The 16,753-nt window shown below is 51.3% G+C and carries 16 protein-coding genes; all 16 read left to right on the top strand.

Annotation, left to right across the window (positions count from 1 at the left end; genetic code table 11):
• The first annotated feature begins 2 nt into the window (after nucleotides 1–2).
• On the top strand, nucleotides 3–1,055 hold the full coding sequence (locus OCV63_RS14200; protein ID WP_158364928.1) for a V-type ATPase subunit: 1,053 nt from the start codon (nucleotides 3–5) through the stop codon (nucleotides 1,053–1,055).
• Between the two features lie 23 nt (nucleotides 1,056–1,078).
• Nucleotides 1,079–3,007, top strand: coding sequence for a V-type ATP synthase subunit I (locus OCV63_RS14195; RefSeq protein ID WP_158364926.1), 1,929 nt, complete (start codon nucleotides 1,079–1,081; stop codon nucleotides 3,005–3,007).
• Between the two features lie 69 nt (nucleotides 3,008–3,076).
• On the top strand, nucleotides 3,077–3,511 hold the full coding sequence (locus OCV63_RS14190; RefSeq protein WP_158364924.1) for an ATP synthase subunit C: 435 nt from the start codon (nucleotides 3,077–3,079) through the stop codon (nucleotides 3,509–3,511).
• A gap of 27 nt (nucleotides 3,512–3,538) precedes the next feature.
• A complete protein-coding gene (locus tag OCV63_RS14185) occupies nucleotides 3,539–3,847 on the top strand; it encodes a V-type ATP synthase subunit F (RefSeq protein ID WP_158364922.1) in 309 nt (102 codons plus the stop codon).
• Between the two features lie 26 nt (nucleotides 3,848–3,873).
• On the top strand, nucleotides 3,874–4,461 hold the full coding sequence (locus OCV63_RS14180) for a V-type ATP synthase subunit E (RefSeq protein ID WP_158364920.1): 588 nt from the start codon (nucleotides 3,874–3,876) through the stop codon (nucleotides 4,459–4,461).
• Nucleotides 4,454–6,220 carry a V-type ATP synthase subunit A gene (locus OCV63_RS14175; protein ID WP_158364918.1) on the top strand — a complete coding sequence of 589 codons (1,767 nt, stop codon included), beginning with the start codon at nucleotides 4,454–4,456 and terminating at the stop codon, nucleotides 6,218–6,220. Before OCV63_RS14180 ends, OCV63_RS14175 begins: the two co-directional genes overlap by 8 nt.
• A 15-nt stretch (nucleotides 6,221–6,235) precedes the next feature.
• On the top strand, nucleotides 6,236–7,615 hold the full coding sequence (locus tag OCV63_RS14170) for a V-type ATP synthase subunit B (RefSeq protein ID WP_158364916.1): 1,380 nt from the start codon (nucleotides 6,236–6,238) through the stop codon (nucleotides 7,613–7,615).
• A gap of 35 nt (nucleotides 7,616–7,650) precedes the next feature.
• Entirely contained in the window at nucleotides 7,651–8,265 is a 615-nt protein-coding gene (locus tag OCV63_RS14165; protein WP_158364914.1) for a V-type ATP synthase subunit D, read from the top strand.
• 417 nt (nucleotides 8,266–8,682) lie between these two features.
• Nucleotides 8,683–9,621: a ribokinase gene (gene rbsK, locus OCV63_RS14160; protein WP_158364912.1), complete on the top strand. Its 939-nt coding sequence runs from the start codon at nucleotides 8,683–8,685 to the stop codon at nucleotides 9,619–9,621.
• A gap of 110 nt (nucleotides 9,622–9,731) precedes the next feature.
• Nucleotides 9,732–10,403, top strand: coding sequence for a deoxyribose-phosphate aldolase (gene deoC, locus OCV63_RS14155; protein WP_158364910.1), 672 nt, complete (start codon nucleotides 9,732–9,734; stop codon nucleotides 10,401–10,403).
• Nucleotides 10,404–10,884: 481 nt separating this feature from the next.
• Nucleotides 10,885–11,844: an L-lactate dehydrogenase gene (locus tag OCV63_RS14150; protein ID WP_158364908.1), complete on the top strand. Its 960-nt coding sequence runs from the start codon at nucleotides 10,885–10,887 to the stop codon at nucleotides 11,842–11,844.
• A gap of 308 nt (nucleotides 11,845–12,152) precedes the next feature.
• Nucleotides 12,153–12,977, top strand: a complete 825-nt coding sequence (locus OCV63_RS14145; protein ID WP_158364906.1) for a CoB--CoM heterodisulfide reductase iron-sulfur subunit B family protein — start codon at nucleotides 12,153–12,155, stop codon at nucleotides 12,975–12,977.
• Nucleotides 12,964–13,356, top strand: a complete 393-nt coding sequence (locus OCV63_RS14140; RefSeq protein ID WP_158364904.1) for a 4Fe-4S dicluster domain-containing protein — start codon at nucleotides 12,964–12,966, stop codon at nucleotides 13,354–13,356. The genes OCV63_RS14145 and OCV63_RS14140 overlap by 14 nt, the downstream gene beginning before the upstream one ends.
• A gap of 17 nt (nucleotides 13,357–13,373) precedes the next feature.
• Complete coding sequence (locus OCV63_RS14135; RefSeq protein WP_158364902.1) at nucleotides 13,374–15,359, top strand: CoB--CoM heterodisulfide reductase iron-sulfur subunit A family protein; 1,986 nt, start codon at nucleotides 13,374–13,376, stop codon at nucleotides 15,357–15,359.
• Nucleotides 15,350–15,790 carry a hydrogenase iron-sulfur subunit gene (locus OCV63_RS14130; RefSeq protein WP_158364900.1) on the top strand — a complete coding sequence of 147 codons (441 nt, stop codon included), beginning with the start codon at nucleotides 15,350–15,352 and terminating at the stop codon, nucleotides 15,788–15,790. The genes OCV63_RS14135 and OCV63_RS14130 overlap by 10 nt, the downstream gene beginning before the upstream one ends.
• Nucleotides 15,778–16,752, top strand: a complete 975-nt coding sequence (locus tag OCV63_RS14125; RefSeq protein ID WP_158364898.1) for a 4Fe-4S dicluster domain-containing protein — start codon at nucleotides 15,778–15,780, stop codon at nucleotides 16,750–16,752. Before OCV63_RS14130 ends, OCV63_RS14125 begins: the two co-directional genes overlap by 13 nt.
• The last annotated feature ends 1 nt before the right edge of the window (nucleotide 16,753 follow it).

Here is a 16,753-nt window from a genome sequence, read left to right as displayed (position 1 = left end):
GCATGGGCGAGCTGATGAAATACAGTGCCGTTGCCACAAAGATACGGGCCATGGACAGCAGGCTTCTGACGCATTCTGATTTTGAGAAGCTGGCAGCTATGGAGAGTGTTCCGCAGGCGGTGGCCTATTTGAAAAAGATTCCGGCCTATGGAGCCCTGTTTAAGGGATATGACGAGACAGAGCTTCACCGGGGGCAGATTGAGAAATTGCTGGTCGGTACGCTTTACTATGATTTCTCCAAGATCTATCGTTTCTGTGATAAGGATCAGAAAAAGATTTTGAAGCTTTACTTCTGTAAGTTTGAGATTGCGATTATCAAGCGGGCATTCCGAAGAGTGTTCAACCATGGGGATCGTACCGCAGAGGAGAAAGAGCTTCGGGGGATGATACAGCGTTACACGGATGTGCCGCTGGACAGGCTGGCTGAGGCGGAGACGGTTCCGGAGATTCTGGAAGCGCTGAAGGGCACGGATTACTATAAGGTGCTGGAGAAGCTGGATCATGCAGAAAACATGGGGCTCTTCGATTATGAAATGACGCTGGATCTGTATTATTTTTCCACCATATGGAAACAGAACAGCAAGCTGACCAAGGGTAAGACCCAGGTACTTCTGACCAGAAGCCTGGGAAGTCAGATTGACCTGCTGAATATGATGTGGATTTACCGGACAAAGAAATACTATCAGATGTCGGAGGCTTCCACCTACGCTCTTCTGATTCCGGTGACCTACAAGCTTCATGACAGCGATATCCGCGCTATGGTATCGGCGGCAGACAACAGGGCTCTGGAGGAAGCAATCCAGAAGACCTATTATGGCAGAAGGTTTCTAAAACTGGACAGCCAGGAGCTGGAGACGGTATATGACAGATTTCTGCGTAAGATTTATACGGAAGAAAAACGTGCCAATCCGTATTCTCTGGCGGTGATTACCGGCTACCTGTACGATAAGGAGCAGGAACTGGATCGGCTGACTACCGTTCTGGAGGGTGTCCGCTACGGACTTCCCGCCGCGGAAACCATGAAATATGTGGAACGGTCGAAGGCTGAAAGCTAACAGTAAGAGGAGGTAGCAGCAAAGTGATTGTAAAGATGAAGTTCTTAAGCATCACAGGGCCGAAGAATGATATTGAGCGCATGGCCGGTCAGTATCTTTCCAAGTACGAGATCCAACTGGAGCACGCCCTGACAGAGCTTAAGACAGTACAGAATCTGAGAGCCTACACGGACAAGAATCCTTACGAGGAAATCTTGCGTCAGGCGTCAGAATATCTCCCGGCAGATCTGCACACAGATCGGGAATTCCCCGATATGACAGTAGAGAAGGCGGAGCAGATTTTAAGGGACGCGGAAAAGAACCTGACCGATCTGAAGGATCAGAAGGCGGAGCTTACCGCGAAGCGGGAAAAATGCAAAGCTTCCATGGACAGCATTGAGCCCTTCCAGGGATTGGAGTTTGACGTCCACAGCCTGCTGAATTTCCATTATGAAAAGTACCGGTTCGGACGGATTTCCAAGGAGTACTTCGATAAGTTCGACCGCTACGTATACGATACACTGGATACGATTTTCTATAAATGCCGCAGCGATGAGGAGTATGTTTACGGAGTTTATTTTGTACCGGCTTCTCTGGCAGATAAGATTGACGCGGTGTACGCGTCCATGCATTTTGAGCATATCTTCATTCCGGACGAGTACGAGGGTACCGCAACCGAGGCGTATGAGGAGCTGAAAAAGGAACTGGCAGAGCTGGATACGAAGCTTTCAGCCATGGATGATAAGATTTCTTCCGTGGTAGCAGACCGTATCGACGAGCTGGCAGGGGCAAGCGCTTACCTGAAAAAGCGTTCCGCAAGCTTCGATATCCGGAAATTCGCGGCGCTGACCCGGGAGAAGGACAATGTGTTCTATATCCTCTGTGGCTGGATGCCGGAGGATCAGGCCGACGCCTTCCAGAAGGAAATCGAGGAAGACGAGCAGACCTTCGTGGTGGTAGAGGATGACCATGACAACATCTTCAGTACACCGCCCACGAAACTTCATAACCACAAGATTTTCCGTCCCTTTGAGATGTATGTAAAGATGTATGGCCTTCCGGCCTACAATGAGCTGGACCCGACCATGTTTGTGGCCATCACCTATGCCTTTATCTTCGGCGCCATGTTCGGTGATGTGGGACAGGGCCTGGTACTGCTGCTGGGCGGCTTCTTCCTCTATAAGAAGAAGGGCATGGATCTGGCGGCGATTATCGGCAGCGCCGGTATCTTCTCCACCTTCTTCGGCTTTATGTACGGCAGCTTCTTCGGCTTCGAGGATGTGATTCCCGCACGCTGGCTGAAGCCCAAGGAAGCCATGATGACGCTTCCGGTGGTGGGACAGATGAACACCGTCTTTGTGGTAGCCATTGTATTCGGTATGTTCCTGATTCTGACGGCTATGATTCTGCATATTATCGTGGCAGTCCGGAATCATGATATCGAGGGCACCTGGTTCGATACCAACGGTGTGGCAGGCTTTATCTTCTACGGCTTCGTAGTAGCAAGCCTGATTCTCTTTATGAGCGGACACGCGCTTCCGGCTACTATTATCATGGTGCTGGTTCTGGGACTTCCGCTTCTGGCTATGGCCTTCAAGGAGCCGTTGACCGCATGGATGGAAAAGAAGAAAGCAGAGCTGGATGGCGGCGTGGCCATGTATCTGGTGCTGACCTTCTTCGAGATGTTTGAGGTGCTCTTAAGCTTCTTCTCCAACACCCTGTCCTTCGTCCGTATCGGCGCGTTCGCAGTCAGCCACGCGGCCATGATGGAGGTTGTGCTGATGCTGGCGGGCTTCGAAAATGGAGCCACCGGAAACTGGCTGGTTATCGTACTGGGCAACGCCTTTGTATGCGCCATGGAGGGTCTGATCGTAGGTATCCAGGTTCTGCGTCTGGAGTACTACGAGCTGTTTAGCCGTTTCTACAAGGGAACCGGACATGCGTTTAAGCCCTATAAGCTGAAAGAGAAATAAGAGACACAAAAGCAATAATTTAAATTTATATAAAATTATTACAAAAGGTATTAAAAGGAGGAAATTAAAATGTCTATGTTAGTGAAAGTATTACTGGTTGCAGCTCTTGTATTAAGCATTATGGTTCCGTTTGGAGCATATTTCCTGGGACAGCCCTCCCGCAGCCGTTATAAGAGAAGCCTTGGATGCAACTGCTTCTTCTTCTTCGGTACTCTGGCTCTGGCAGCCGTTCTCGCATACGGCGGAGACGTACACGCAGCAGAGACCGCGGCAGAAACCGCAGCAGGCATGTCCACAGGACTGGGATATATCGCAGCAGCGCTGGCTACCAGCCTTTCCGGTATCGGTTCCGGTATTGCCGTAGCGTCTTCCGCAAGCGCGGCACTGGGCGCAATCAGCGAGGATCAGAGCATCTTCGGTAAGTCCATGATTTTCGTAGCAATGGCCGAAGGTATCGCTCTGTATGGTCTGATCATCTCCTTCATGATTCTTGGTAAGCTGTAAATCCCTGACCCGAAAGGCGGAATCCATATGAAGATGTATTTGATAAGCGACAATATCGATACCTGCACAGGCATGCGCCTGGCAGGCGTCGAGGGCGCCGTTGTCCACGAAAAAGAGGAGCTGAGGGCAGAGCTGAACCGTGTGATGGCTGACAAGGATGTGGCTGTAGTAATTCTGACGGAGAAGTTTGGCCGCGAATTTCCCGAGGTTGTCAACGAAGCGCGTCAGGGACACAGTCTTCCGCTTCTCATTGAAATTCCGGACCGCCATGGCACTACAAGAGGAGAGAATTTCATTACCTCCTATGTGAACGAAGCCATCGGAGTCAAGCTTTAGAGTGAACAGGAAGGAAGGTGAGCGCAATGACGACAGAAGAAAAACTGCAGCATTTTACGACTTACGCCATGGAAGAGGCGAGACATAAAAGCGACGTCATGATCCGCGAGTATACAGATGCCATGGAAAAGATTTTTCAGGAGCATCAGGAGAAAAAGCGTCGTCAGGAGGAGCTTGAAATCAAGACCGAGACAGACCGTCTGGTTCGTGAAAACAACAAGCAGTTCTCCGAGGAACAGATTGAAATCAAGAGAACCTTAAGCAAAAAGCAGGATGAACTGAAGGAAAAGCTTTTTGTAGAGGTAAAGGATCTGCTGGCAAACTTTGCGGAGACCAGGGAATATCATCAGATGCTGGTGAAACAACTGCGCGAGGCAAGGGAGTTTGCAGACGGAGACGAAGTGATTTTATATATTGACCCGTCCGATGCGCAGAAGAAATACAGCATCGAGTCAGAAGTAGGAGCGCCGGTGACGGTCAGCGAATACTCCTTTATGGGCGGAACACGCGCCGTACTGCCGGGCCGGAATATCCTCATCGATAATTCCTTTGAGAGCAAGCTGGCAGGGGCGAAGGAAAGCTTCCAGTTAAAAGGAGGAGCACACCATGAATAGAACAGGCGTTATCTATGGAATCAACGGCCCTGTTGTATACATCAAAGGCAACACCGGCTTTAAGATGGCCGAGATGGTCTATGTAGGCAAGGAAAAGCTGGTAGGCGAGGTCATCGGTCTGGATAAAGACAGAACAACCATTCAGGTATTCGAGGAGACCACCGGAATCAAACCGGGTGAAATCGTAGAGGCTACCGGAGACGCTATCTCCGTATACCTGGCTCCCGGAATCCTGCATAATATTTTCGACGGTATTGAGCGTCCCTTAAGTGAGATCGCGAAAATCGGCGGCGCTTATATCAGCCGCGGTACTGTCGTAGATTCTCTGGATAAGGAGAAGCTCTGGGACGCCCACATGATCGTGAAGGAGGGCGACCGCGTCAGCGGCGGCTCCATCATCTGTGAGGTGCCGGAGACAAAGGCAATCGTTCATAAGGTTATGGTTCCTCCGAATCTCTCCGGCGTACTGACAAAGGTAATGCCGGACGGCCAGTATACCATCTGTGATACCATTGCGGTTCTGCAGCTGGACGACGGTACCGAGAAGGAACTGACCATGATGCAGAAATGGCCTATCCGTGTGCCGAGACCGACCACCAAGCGTTACCCGGCTTCCAAGCCGCTGGTTACCGGACAGCGTATCCTGGATACCCTGTTTCCCATCGCCAAGGGCGGTACCGCAGCGATTCCCGGCGGATTCGGAACCGGTAAGACCATGACGCAGCATCAGATCGCGAAATGGTCCGATGCGGATATCATCATCTATATCGGCTGCGGCGAGCGTGGCAATGAGATGACACAGGTACTGGAGGATTTCTCCAAGCTGGTTGACCCGAAGACAGGCAACCCCCTGATGGAGCGTACCACGCTGATCGCCAATACCTCCAATATGCCGGTGGCAGCCCGTGAGGCTAGTATTTACACAGGTGTTACCCTGGCTGAGTATTACAGAGACATGGGCTACGACGTAGCGATCATGGCAGACTCCACTTCCCGTTGGGCTGAGGCTCTGCGTGAGCTGTCCGGACGTCTGGAGGAAATGCCTGCAGAGGAAGGCTTCCCGGCATACCTGGCATCCCGTCTGTCTGCGTTCTATGAGCGTGCCGGCATGATGCTGAACTTAAACGGAACAGAAGGAAGCGTATCCATCATCGGAGCCGTATCCCCTCAGGGCGGCGACTTCTCCGAGCCGGTTACACAGAACACCAAGCGTTTCGTCCGCTGCTTCTGGGGACTGGATAAATCCCTGGCTTATGCCCGTCATTTCCCGGCTATCCACTGGCTCAGTAGCTACAGTGAGTATGTGTCCGATCTGGCGCCTTGGTATAAGGATCATGTGGCAAAGAACTTCATGGACTGCAGAAATCGTCTGATGGTAATCCTGAACCAGGAGAGCAGCCTGATGGAGATTGTAAAGCTGATCGGAAGCGACGTGCTTCCGGATGACCAGAAGCTGGTTCTGGAGATTTCCAGAGTTGTCCGTCTGGGCTTTCTGCAGCAGAACGCCTTCCATCCGGATGACACCTGTGTACCGATGGAAAAGCAGATGAAAATGATGGAGACCATACTCTATCTCTACGACAGATCCAAGGCGCTGATTACACAGGGCATGCCTATGTCCGTGCTGAAGCGTGAAAATATCTTCGAGAAGGTCATTGCCATCAAATACGATGTGCCCAACGACCATCTGGAGCTGTTTGACGATTATAAGAAAGCGATCGACGAATTCTACGACCGTGTACTGGAAAAGAACGCGTAAGGGGAGGAAGAGAAAATGTCAATTGAATATTTAGGCTTAAGTGAAATCAACGGCCCTCTGATTGCCCTGGAAGGCGTCCAGAACGCGTCCTACGAGGAGATCGTAGAGATTACGGTGGACGGCAATAAGAAAGAGCTGGGCCGTATCATCGAATGCTATAAGGATAAGGCGGTGATCCAGGTATTCGGCGGAACCGACAATATGTCCCTTCGCAATACCCACACCAAGCTGACCGGCCATCCCATGGAGATTGTCCTTTCCCCGGAGATCCTGGGCCGTACCTTCAACGGTATCGGACAGCCCATCGACGGCCTGGGCGAAATCGTATCCGACATTCACCGGAATGTCAACGGACAGCCTTTAAACCCGGTTACCCGTGAGTATCCGCGTAACTATATCCGTACCGGATTTTCCGCGATTGACGGTCTGACCACCCTGATTCGAGGACAGAAGCTGCCGATTTTCTCCGGCAACGGTCTGCCCCATGATCAGCTGGCGGCACAGCTGGTAAAGCAGGCTTCCCTGGGCGACGATTCGGACGAGCAGTTCGGTATCGTATTTGCGGCCATGGGCGTGAAGCACGACGTAGCGGATTTCTTCCGCCGTGCCTTCGACGAGAGCGGAGCCTCCGAGCACGTTACCATGTTTATGAATCTGGCAAATGACCCGGTTGTAGAGCGTCTGATTACACCCCGTGTGGCTCTGACCGCAGCCGAGTATCTTGCCTTTGAGTGCAATATGCATATCCTGGTTATCCTGACCGATATGACCTCCTTTGCGGAGGCCATGCGTGAGGTTTCCTCCTCCAAGGGCGAGATTCCCTCCAGAAAGGGTTATCCTGGATACTTATACAGTGAGCTGGCCACCATCTATGAGCGTGCCGGCATCGTAGAGGGCGTCAATGGTTCCGTGACACAGATCCCGATTCTGACCATGCCCAACGACGATATCACCCACCCCATTCCGGACCTGACCGGATATATTACCGAGGGTCAGATTGTACTGGATCGTGAGCTTCACGGACAGGCAGTTTATCCGCCTATCAGCGTACTGCCCTCCCTGTCCCGTCTGATGAAGGACGGTATCGGAGCAGGCTATACCAGAGAGGATCATCAGGATCTGGCGAACCAGCTGTTCTCCTCCTACGCGAAGGTGGGAGACGCGAGAGCGCTGGCTTCCGTTATCGGCGAGGACGAGCTGTCTCCGATTGATAAGAAGTACCTGCAGTTCGGTAAGGCCTTTGAGGCCCGCTTTGTAGGCCAGGGTCCGGAGGAAAACCGTACCATCGAAGAGACGCTGAACATTGGCTGGGAGCTTCTCGGCATGCTGCCGAGAGAGGAACTGGACCGTGTGGATACCAAGATTCTTGATAAGTACTACAAGCCGGCAGAATAATGTAAACCGAGTTTTTTTAAGAAGGAGGAAGCTGTATGGATAACAATGCAGTTCCTACAAAAGGCAACCTCATACGCGCGAAGAACTCCCTGAAGCTGGCAAAGCAGGGCTATGAGCTGATGGACAAGAAGCGGAACATTCTGATCCGGGAGCTGATGGGACTGGTGGATCAGGCCAAGGATATCCAGGACGAGATCCGCACAACCTTTACTACAGCCTATGCAGCCCTCCAGAAGGCCGACATGGAGCTGGGTATCAATGCCGTAGCTGATGTGGCCCGGAACGTACCTGTGGAGGATACGGTAGAGGTCAAGACCCGAAGTATCATGGGTACCGAGATTCCGCTGGTCCGCTACGACGCAGCTACCCGTGCGCCGGCCTACGCCTTCTACAGCACGAAGGAATCTCTGGATATCGCCAGGGTCTCTTTTGAAAAGGTAAAGGATCTGACCATCAAGCTGTCTGCGGTAGAGAATTCAGCCTACCAGCTGGCGGCCAATATCAAGAAGGCCCAGAAGCGTGCCAACGCTTTGAAGAATATCACCATTCCCCGCTACGAGGCGCTGACGAAGGATATTTCCAACGCCCTGGAGGAGAAGGAGCGTGAGGAGTTCACGAGACTGAAGGTTATTAAGAGAATGCATTCGTGAAGAAAGCATTTGTAAAGAAATAAGCTATGAATTAACAAAAGAGCAGTGCTGACAGAATTCTCCGGCGAGAAGGAAATCAGCACTGCTTTTATTTGCAAAAATGCACATCCTTTTCATAAAAATGCGCACTCGGACGGAGCCGTCGTTAAGGATTTGTTCATCTCATAGAAAAAATTGTATAAAAAGAAGTACAAAAATTTCATTTACCTCTTGTATAACAGGATTGTACGTGATATAATGCAATCTGTTGACAAAAAAATATCAATCATCCTATCGGAAGAGTTGAGCAGAGAAAACAGGGCGGACAGGAGATTCTGAATCCGATGGAAAATCACATTGTGGATCTGGAAATGGGAATCCTGGACGGTCCAGAAGAGATAGCAGAATTTCAGGAGAAGATTGAAAAGCTTATCGGAGGTGAAGAGCGTGGGTAAAAAGGTAGTTGTATTCGGAAGCTTTGTAGTGGATTTGACAGGAAGAACCAGAACGCTTCCGGTACCGGGACAGACCGTTATGGGAAGCACCTTTGTGATGGGACCCGGCGGTAAGGGCTCCAATCAGGCTGTAGCTGCCCACAGAGCCGGCGCGGATGTGACGCTGGTGACAAAGGTGGGAAAAGATGTATTCGGAAAGGTCGCTACGGATTTTTATGAAAAAGAGGGTATGAATACCGAATATATCTTCGTGGATGAGGAAAAAGAGACAGGCTGTGCGTTGATTACGGTGGAAGAGGGAACGGCCCAGAATGAAATCGTGGTGATCAGCGGCGCCTGCGGTAACATAACAGAGGAAGATATAGAGAAGAGCCGGGCGCTCATTGAGTCTTCGGACATTCTTCTTCTGCAGCTGGAGATCAATTTTGATGCCCTATATAAGGTGATTGACATTGCCCATGCAGCAGGCGTAACTATCGTAGTGAACACTGCTCCGGCGGCAGAGCTTCCGGCGGAGATCCTGAAGAAGCTGGACATCGTCACACCCAATGAGACAGAGGCACAGATTCTCACTGGAGTGAAAATCGAAAATGGTGATGATGCTAAGAAGGCAGCAGAGGTTTTGATGGAAAAAGGGGTAAAGCAGGTAGTCATTACCTTAGGATCCATGGGAGCGTTTGCAATGAATAACGAAAAATACGAGCTGGTAGAACGGTTGTCCGTAGACGCCATTGACACCACCGGCGCGGGAGACGCGTTTAACGGAGGCTTCGTTATGGCGTTGGCAGAGGGGAAGGATTTATTCACAGCTCTGCGTTATGGTAATGTGACGGGAGCGCTTTCAGTAACCAGGAAGGGCACTGCGCCTTCCATGCCAGATCGGGAAGCCATTGACAGATTCTATGCAGAAGTCTATGGCTGACAGAAGTATGCCAATGCGGCGGGCGCACTGACTGCGTCGAAGCATGGCTCGCTTCCGTCCCTGCCCGATAAAGATGATGTGACAGAATTTATGAAAAGGAGAAAAACATTATGAAAATCAGTCGATATTTTGATTCCGCAATTTTGAAACCGAACATGACCGAGGATGAGGTAAAGCAGGCTATTAAGGACTGCATCGCATGTGATTCCTACACCGTATGTGTACGCCCCTGCGATATTGCTCTTGCGGTAGAAATGTGCAAGGGAACCAACACCAAGGTCAGCTGTGTACTGGACTTCCCCCATGGCGACAGCACCGCAGAGGGAAAGGCAGCTCTGGCAGAGCTCTACGCACCTACCGGTGTGGCGGAGATCGACATGGTTATGAACTACGGCTATGCCCGTTCCGGTAAATGGGATGAGGTAAAACGCGGTATCGAAGGCGTGGTAAAGGCAGCCAAGAAGCATGGCGTAGGCGTGAAGGTTATTTTCGAAACCTGTGAGCTGACCGAGGAAGAGATTCGAAGGGGAACAGAGATCTGCATTGAGGCAGGCGCGGACTTCGTAAAGACCTCCACAGGCTTCGCGGCATCCGGCGCAAGCGAGGAAGCGGTAACTACGATGCTGGACGAGGCAAAAGGCAGAATCAAGGTAAAACCCTCCGGCGGTATTCGCAATTACGAGACCGCAAAGAAGTATGTGGACATGGGCGCATCCCGTCTGGGAATCGGCTTTGGAACTGCACTTAAGATCTGCGAGGGAGAAAAAGAGGCAGAAAAATAGAACTGAGAAGCCGTGGAGAGACTGATTCCCGAGGAGGGACTGGGCTTTATTTTGGATTTTCCAGATTATATTATGCGGGAGATACAGCTCTGACGCTTTCCAGACTAAATCATAGAGCATATGGGTGAGAGCGCACCTGATTGCAGGCTTATGCTTCTTTGTCAGGGTGAAAGCTTTCTGTTAAAAAAGTAATGAACTGACAAAAGAGCAGTGCTGACAGAATTCTCCGGCGAGAAGGAAATCAGCACTGCTTTTATTTGCAAAAATGCACATCCTTTTCATAAAAATGCGCACTCGGACGGAGCCATCGTTAAGGATTTGTTAATCTCATAGAAAAATTGTATAAAAAGAAGTACAAAAATTTCATTTACCTCTTGCATAACAGGATTGTACGTGATATAATGCAATCGGTTGATAAAAAAATATCAATATTGTGAAAAAAATCACGTTGGGATGAAACGAGAAAGAGTGAGGTAACAGTATGGCAAATGAAACATCAAACAAGATCGTAGTAATTGGAGCTGGAAATGTAGGCGAGACTATCTGCTATACCCTGATGCTGCGGGCACAGGTAGGAGAAATCGTCCTGGTAGACGTAAACGAAGATCGTGCGAAGGGTGCAGCCCTGGATATCTCACACGGAACCGCTTTCTACAGCCAGGTACGCGTTCGTCAGGGCGGATATGAGGAGTGCGCGGACGCCAAGATTATCATTGTTACAGCGGGTATTCCCCGGAAGCCGGGTCAGACCCGTCTGGAGCTTGCGAAGGTAAATACCGGAGTGGCAAGAAGCATTGCGAAGAACATCATGAAGTACGCAAAGAATCCGCTGATTATCGTGGTATCCAACCCGGTTGACGTGAATACCTATCTGATTCAGAAGGAGACAGGCCTGTCTTCGGAGCGGGTTATCGGAACCGGAACCTCTCTGGATACCGCGCGTTTCCGCTATCTCTTAAGCCAGCGTGCGAACGTAGATATCCGTGATATTCAGGGTTATATCCTGGGTGAGCACGGAGACAGCCAGGTACCGATCTGGAGCAGTGTCAACGTAGCAGGCGAGACCATCGACCATTTCCTGCCGGAGGATCCGAAGGAGAAGGAGGAAGTAAAGGACGCTATCGCACTGAAGGCAAAGACCGGCGGCGCGGACGTTATCTCCCTGAAGGGCGCAACCTTCGACGGAATCGCCATGTCCACTTTCCGGATTGTAGAATCCATTCTCAAGAATCAGAATACCGTACTTCCGGTGGCTCATGTACTGGGTAAGGAGTACGGAGAAGAGCTGGAAGGTTCCTGCATCAGTATCCCCTGCGTAGTCAACGCGGATGGAATTGCCAAGGCGATCAAGATTACCCTGACAGACAAGGAGCGGGAGCAGGTAGAGCATTCCGCAGAGGTTCTGAAAAACTTCATCGACGATGTTATGAAAGAGGACTAAAGAATCAAACCGATAAAACAGAGTGGAAATTTCCACTCTGTTTTTTATTTAACATTCCGACAACAAAGAGGGCGAGGAGATTTTACAAAAAATCCGACGATTTAAGTCGGAATTAACAGGAAAAAATGTGAAATTAACATGAAAATGCAACATATCCACCAAAAAAACTTCAAAATTTAACATAAAATCCGGATTAGGGGGTTGTTAATGGTTTAACAGCGTAGTATAATATTTAAGATTGATAGAAAATTATCAAAAAGACAACTTGCACACCAACATGCGAAAAAAGAACAAAAGGAGGTAGTCAAATGGTGTACAGCTACTATCCGGGCTGCACGTTGAAGAACAAGGCGCAGGACCTGGACCGATACGCCAGAATGTCAGCAGAAGCGCTGGGCTTTTCCTTACAGGAAATCGAGGAATGGCAGTGCTGTGGCGCTGTCTATCCGCTGGCGTCCGATGAGATCGCCACAAAGCTGTCCGCAGTCCGCGCCCTGAACGACGCAAAGGAGAAGGGACAGGATCTGGTAACGCTCTGCTCCGCCTGTCATCACGTAATCAAGCGTGTCAACGACGATATGCAGAATGTGGAAGATATCCGTACCAGAGCCAACAATTATCTGAACCTGGCAGAGCCCTATGAAGGAGAGACAAAGGTCCTTCATTATCTGGAGGTTCTCCGTGACCGCATCGGTTTTGATACCATCCGGGAAAAGGTGATACATCCCCTGACCGGACGGAAAATCGGCGCGTATTATGGCTGTATGCTGCTTCGCCCCAGTGATATCATGGCCTTTGACGATCCGGAAAATCCGACCATTATCGAAGACTTTATCCGGGCTCTGGGCGCTGAACCGGTGGTGTATCCCTACCGGAACGAGTGTTGCGGCGGTTATGTATCCCTGAAGGACAAGCCCCTGGCCGGTACGATGGTAGATCGGGTCATGGAATCCGCGACAGATCACGGAGCGGAAGAACTGATTACCGCCTGTCCCCTGTGTCTCTATAACCTGAGAACCAGTGGAAGCGCGAAAAAGCTTCCGGTTACGTATCTGACAGAGCTTCTGGCAGAGGCTCTTGGCCTGATTCCTGAGAAAAATGCGGAAGGAGGAGCAGAAGATGCAGAAGGCTGATATGGCGAAGGCCGATAGACTTCGGGAGATGAGCGGCGTCAACACCCGGAAATGTATGAAATGCGGAAAATGCTCCGCGACCTGTCCCGCTTACGAGGAGATGGATATCCGTCCCCATCAGTTTGTTTCTTATGTGGAGAATGGCGACATAGAGCCCCTTTTAAATTCCACCACCATCTGGAAATGTCTTTCCTGCTTTGCCTGCGTAGAGCGTTGTCCCAGAGACGTAAAGCCTGCGAAGCTCATTGAGGCGGTACGGCAGATGGTAGTAAGACAGCGGGGCGGCAATTATTTAAGCCCCAATGAGATACCCGAATTACTGGACGAGGAACTGCCCCAGCAGCTGCTGGCCAGCGCGTTCCGCAAATACAGCAAATAATCAGGAGGTGAAAAAACGTGCAGAGAATAGGAGTATTTGTCTGTCATTGCGGTACGAACATAGCTGCGACGGTAGATATCGGACGGGTGGTAGCGGCAGCGGCGAAGGAGCCTGGCGTCGTTCACGCGGAAGATTACCAGTATATGTGTTCCGAAGCAGGACAGCTGAAAATCCGGGAGGCCATCGAGCAGAAACACCTGACAGGTATCGTTGTCTGTTCCTGTTCCCCCAGAATGCATGAGAATACATTTCGCCAGGCGGCAAAGCGGGCCGGTATCAATCCCTACATGGTAGAGATTGCCAATATCCGCGAGCATTGCTCCTGGATTCATAAAAATATGGAGGAAGCGACCGAGAAGGCCATTATTCTGGCCCGGGCAGCCATCGCGAAGGTTATGCTGAACGCGCCTCTGACGCCGGGCACCAGCCAGGTCGTAAAGCGCGCCCTGGTGATTGGCGGCGGTATCGCGGGTATCCAGACCGCGCTGGATATCGCGGAGGCAGGCTACGAGGTAGATATCGTAGAGAAGACTCCCAGTATCGGAGGCCGTATGTCACAGCTTGACAAGACCTTCCCGACTCTGGACTGCTCCGCCTGTATCCTGACTCCGAAAATGGTGGAGGCTGCGGCCCATGAGAAGATTACGATTTATACATATAGCGAGGTAGAGAAGGTCAGCGGCTTCGTAGGCGATTTCCATGTGGATATCCGGAAAAAAGCCAGAAGCGTGGATATGAGCAAGTGTACCGGCTGCGGCGTCTGCCAGGAGAAGTGTCCTTCCAAGAAGGCTCCCAATGAATTCAACCGGGGACTGAATACACGAAGCGCGATCTATACGCCCTTCGCCCAGGCGATTCCCAATGTTCCGGTGATTGATCGTGAAAACTGTATGAAATTCAAGACCGGAAAATGCGGTGTCTGCGCCAAGGTATGTCAGGCGGGCGCGATTGATTACGAGCAGAAGGACGAGATCATTACCGTGGATTACGGCGCTATCGTCGTGGCGACCGGCTTTGATACCATTAAGCTGGATCGGTACGATGAATATGCGTATAACCAGAGCCCGGATGTCATCACATCCCTGGAGCTGGAGCGTATCATGAACGCGGCAGGACCCACCAAGGGCCACCTGGAGCGGATGTCCGATCACAAGGCTCCCAAGTCCATCGTATTTGTCCAGTGCGTGGGATCCCGCTGCGCGGACAAGAGAGGAAAGAGCTATTGCTCCAAGATTTGCTGTATGTATACAGCGAAGCATGCCATGCTGATTCGTGACAAATATCCGGACGTAGATGTGACCGTATTCTACATCGACGTGCGTACTCCGGGCAAGAACTTCGACGAGTTCTATCGTCGGGCAGTGGAGGAGTATGGAGTCCATTACATCAAGGGTCAGGTAGGAAAGGTAGCGCCCCAGGGCGATAAGCTGCTGGTACAGGCCTCTGACCTGCTGGACAACAGGCAGATTCGGATGGAAACGGATATGGTTGTCCTGGCTACCGCCATTGAGCCGAATCCGGATGTAAGAAAGATTGCCACCATGCTGACAGCCAGCATTGATACCAACAATTTCCTGACTGAGTCCCATGCCAAGCTGCGTCCGGTGGAGTCCCCCACAGCGGGAATCTTCCTGTCCGGCGTCTGCCAGGGACCCAAGGATATTCCGGAGACCGTAGCCCAGGCCGGAGCCGCTGCCGTAAAGGTGATAGGACTTCTGGCGAAAGATCATCTGGTTACCAACCCCTGTACGGCCAAGGCAGATCCGATCTTCTGTAATGGCTGCTCCACCTGTGAAAAGGTATGTCCTTACGGAGCGATTTCCTACGAGGATCAGCTGGTAAATGATCATGGTATCCGTGAGACGAGACGGGTAGCCGTTGTGAACAGTGCTCTCTGTCAGGGCTGCGGAGCATGTACCGTTGCCTGCCCGTCCGGAGCTATGGATCTGCAGGGCTTCTCAAACAGACAAATTCTTGCGGAGGTAGATGCGATATGCAGGTAGAAAATACAGAATTTAGACCGAAGATTGTAGCGTTCTGCTGCAACTGGTGCTCCTACGCAGGCGCAGACCTGGCGGGAAGCAGCCGACTTGCTTACCCGGCGGATGTAAAGATTATCCGCGTGCCCTGCTCCTGCCGTGTGAACCCCATGTTTATCCTGAGAGCCTTCCAGAGGGGAGCGGACGGCGTGATTCTCTGCGGCTGCCACCCGGGAGACTGTCATTACACCACAGGAAACTATTACGCAAGAAGACGTATGACACTGCTTTTCTCCATGCTGGATTACCTGGGCGTGGAAAATGGACGTACCCGCGTAGAGTGGGTGTCTGCGGCCGAGGGCGTGAAGTTCTCCACCACCATGAATGAATTTGCAGCTAAAATTCATGAACTGGGAGAAAATGTAAGATTGGAGGATCTGCGATGCAAGGGTTAATCGAGAGAGCGAAAGAGCTTCTGGCAGACGGAACCGTAGCGCAGGTTCTGGGCTGGAGAAAGGGCGATATGGGATACGATCCGGAGCCGGCTTATTTCTATAAGGAAGAAGATTTACAGAATTTTGTTTACGACGCGTTCTGCGGCGCAAACTTAAGCAAATATATGATTGAGGCCTCCAAGCTGGAGGGCAGGACGCTGGTATTCTTAAAGCCCTGCGACACCTACAGCTTCAATCAGCTGATCAAGGAGCACCGGGTTGACCGGGAAAAGGCTTACATCATCGGCGTGGGCTGCAAGGGTACCTTAAAGCCGGAGAAAATCCGGGAGGCTGGTATTAAAGGCATTGAGCGCGTAGCGGTCGACGGCGATACCCTGAAATTTGAGACCATCTATGGCGAGAAGGAGTTGCCCTTTGCCGACGCCCTTCTGGAGCGCTGCAAGGTATGTAAGGGTAAGAAGCACATGGTATACGACGAGCTGATTGGCGCGGCAGAGGACGAGGAGGCAGGTCCGGTGGGCAACCGCTTCGAGGAAGTGGAGAAGCTGGAGGCCATGAGTCCGGAGGAGCGTTTTCATTTCTGGCAGGAGCAGCTTTCCAAATGTATCCGCTGCAACGCCTGCCGCAATGTGTGTCCGGCCTGCAGCTGCCGCAAATGTGTCTTCGACAGCAGCCAGTATGACAGCAATCAGAAGGCGAATGCCGATACCTTTGAGGAGCAGATGTTCCATATTATCCGTGCCTTCCATGTGGCAGGACGGTGTACCGACTGCGGCGAGTGCAGCAGAGTCTGTCCCCAGGGCATTCCGCTTCACCTTTTAAACCGCAAGTTTATCAAGGACATTGACACCTTCTACGGCGAGTATCAGGCGGGAGCCGATACGGATTCCAGAGGCCCGCTGACGGACTTCACCTTTGATGACGTGGAGCCTGGCATTGTACAGACGAGAGGGGGACATTAAG

The organism is Laedolimicola ammoniilytica (assembly GCF_025567165.1).
In the GTDB taxonomy this organism is placed as follows: domain Bacteria; phylum Bacillota; class Clostridia; order Lachnospirales; family Lachnospiraceae; genus Laedolimicola; species Laedolimicola ammoniilytica.
The sequence above is the reverse complement of the archived record's forward strand: the minus strand, read 5'-3'. Positions and strand labels throughout refer to the sequence as shown.

Coding starts and splice junctions, on each gene's coding strand:
- OCV63_RS14175 (WP_158364918.1), top strand. CDS start 4,454: ATGAATAGAACAGGCGTTATCTATGGAATCAACGGCCCTGTTGTATAC.
- OCV63_RS14125 (WP_158364898.1), top strand. CDS start 15,778: ATGCAAGGGTTAATCGAGAGAGCGAAAGAGCTTCTGGCAGACGGAACC.
- OCV63_RS14130 (WP_158364900.1), top strand. CDS start 15,350: ATGCAGGTAGAAAATACAGAATTTAGACCGAAGATTGTAGCGTTCTGC.
- OCV63_RS14145 (WP_158364906.1), top strand. CDS start 12,153: ATGGTGTACAGCTACTATCCGGGCTGCACGTTGAAGAACAAGGCGCAG.
- OCV63_RS14185 (WP_158364922.1), top strand. CDS start 3,539: ATGAAGATGTATTTGATAAGCGACAATATCGATACCTGCACAGGCATG.
- OCV63_RS14200 (WP_158364928.1), top strand. CDS start 3: ATGGGCGAGCTGATGAAATACAGTGCCGTTGCCACAAAGATACGGGCC.
- OCV63_RS14140 (WP_158364904.1), top strand. CDS start 12,964: ATGCAGAAGGCTGATATGGCGAAGGCCGATAGACTTCGGGAGATGAGC.
- OCV63_RS14165 (WP_158364914.1), top strand. CDS start 7,651: ATGGATAACAATGCAGTTCCTACAAAAGGCAACCTCATACGCGCGAAG.
- OCV63_RS14180 (WP_158364920.1), top strand. CDS start 3,874: ATGACGACAGAAGAAAAACTGCAGCATTTTACGACTTACGCCATGGAA.
- OCV63_RS14190 (WP_158364924.1), top strand. CDS start 3,077: ATGTCTATGTTAGTGAAAGTATTACTGGTTGCAGCTCTTGTATTAAGC.
- OCV63_RS14170 (WP_158364916.1), top strand. CDS start 6,236: ATGTCAATTGAATATTTAGGCTTAAGTGAAATCAACGGCCCTCTGATT.
- OCV63_RS14150 (WP_158364908.1), top strand. CDS start 10,885: ATGGCAAATGAAACATCAAACAAGATCGTAGTAATTGGAGCTGGAAAT.
- deoC (WP_158364910.1), top strand. CDS start 9,732: ATGAAAATCAGTCGATATTTTGATTCCGCAATTTTGAAACCGAACATG.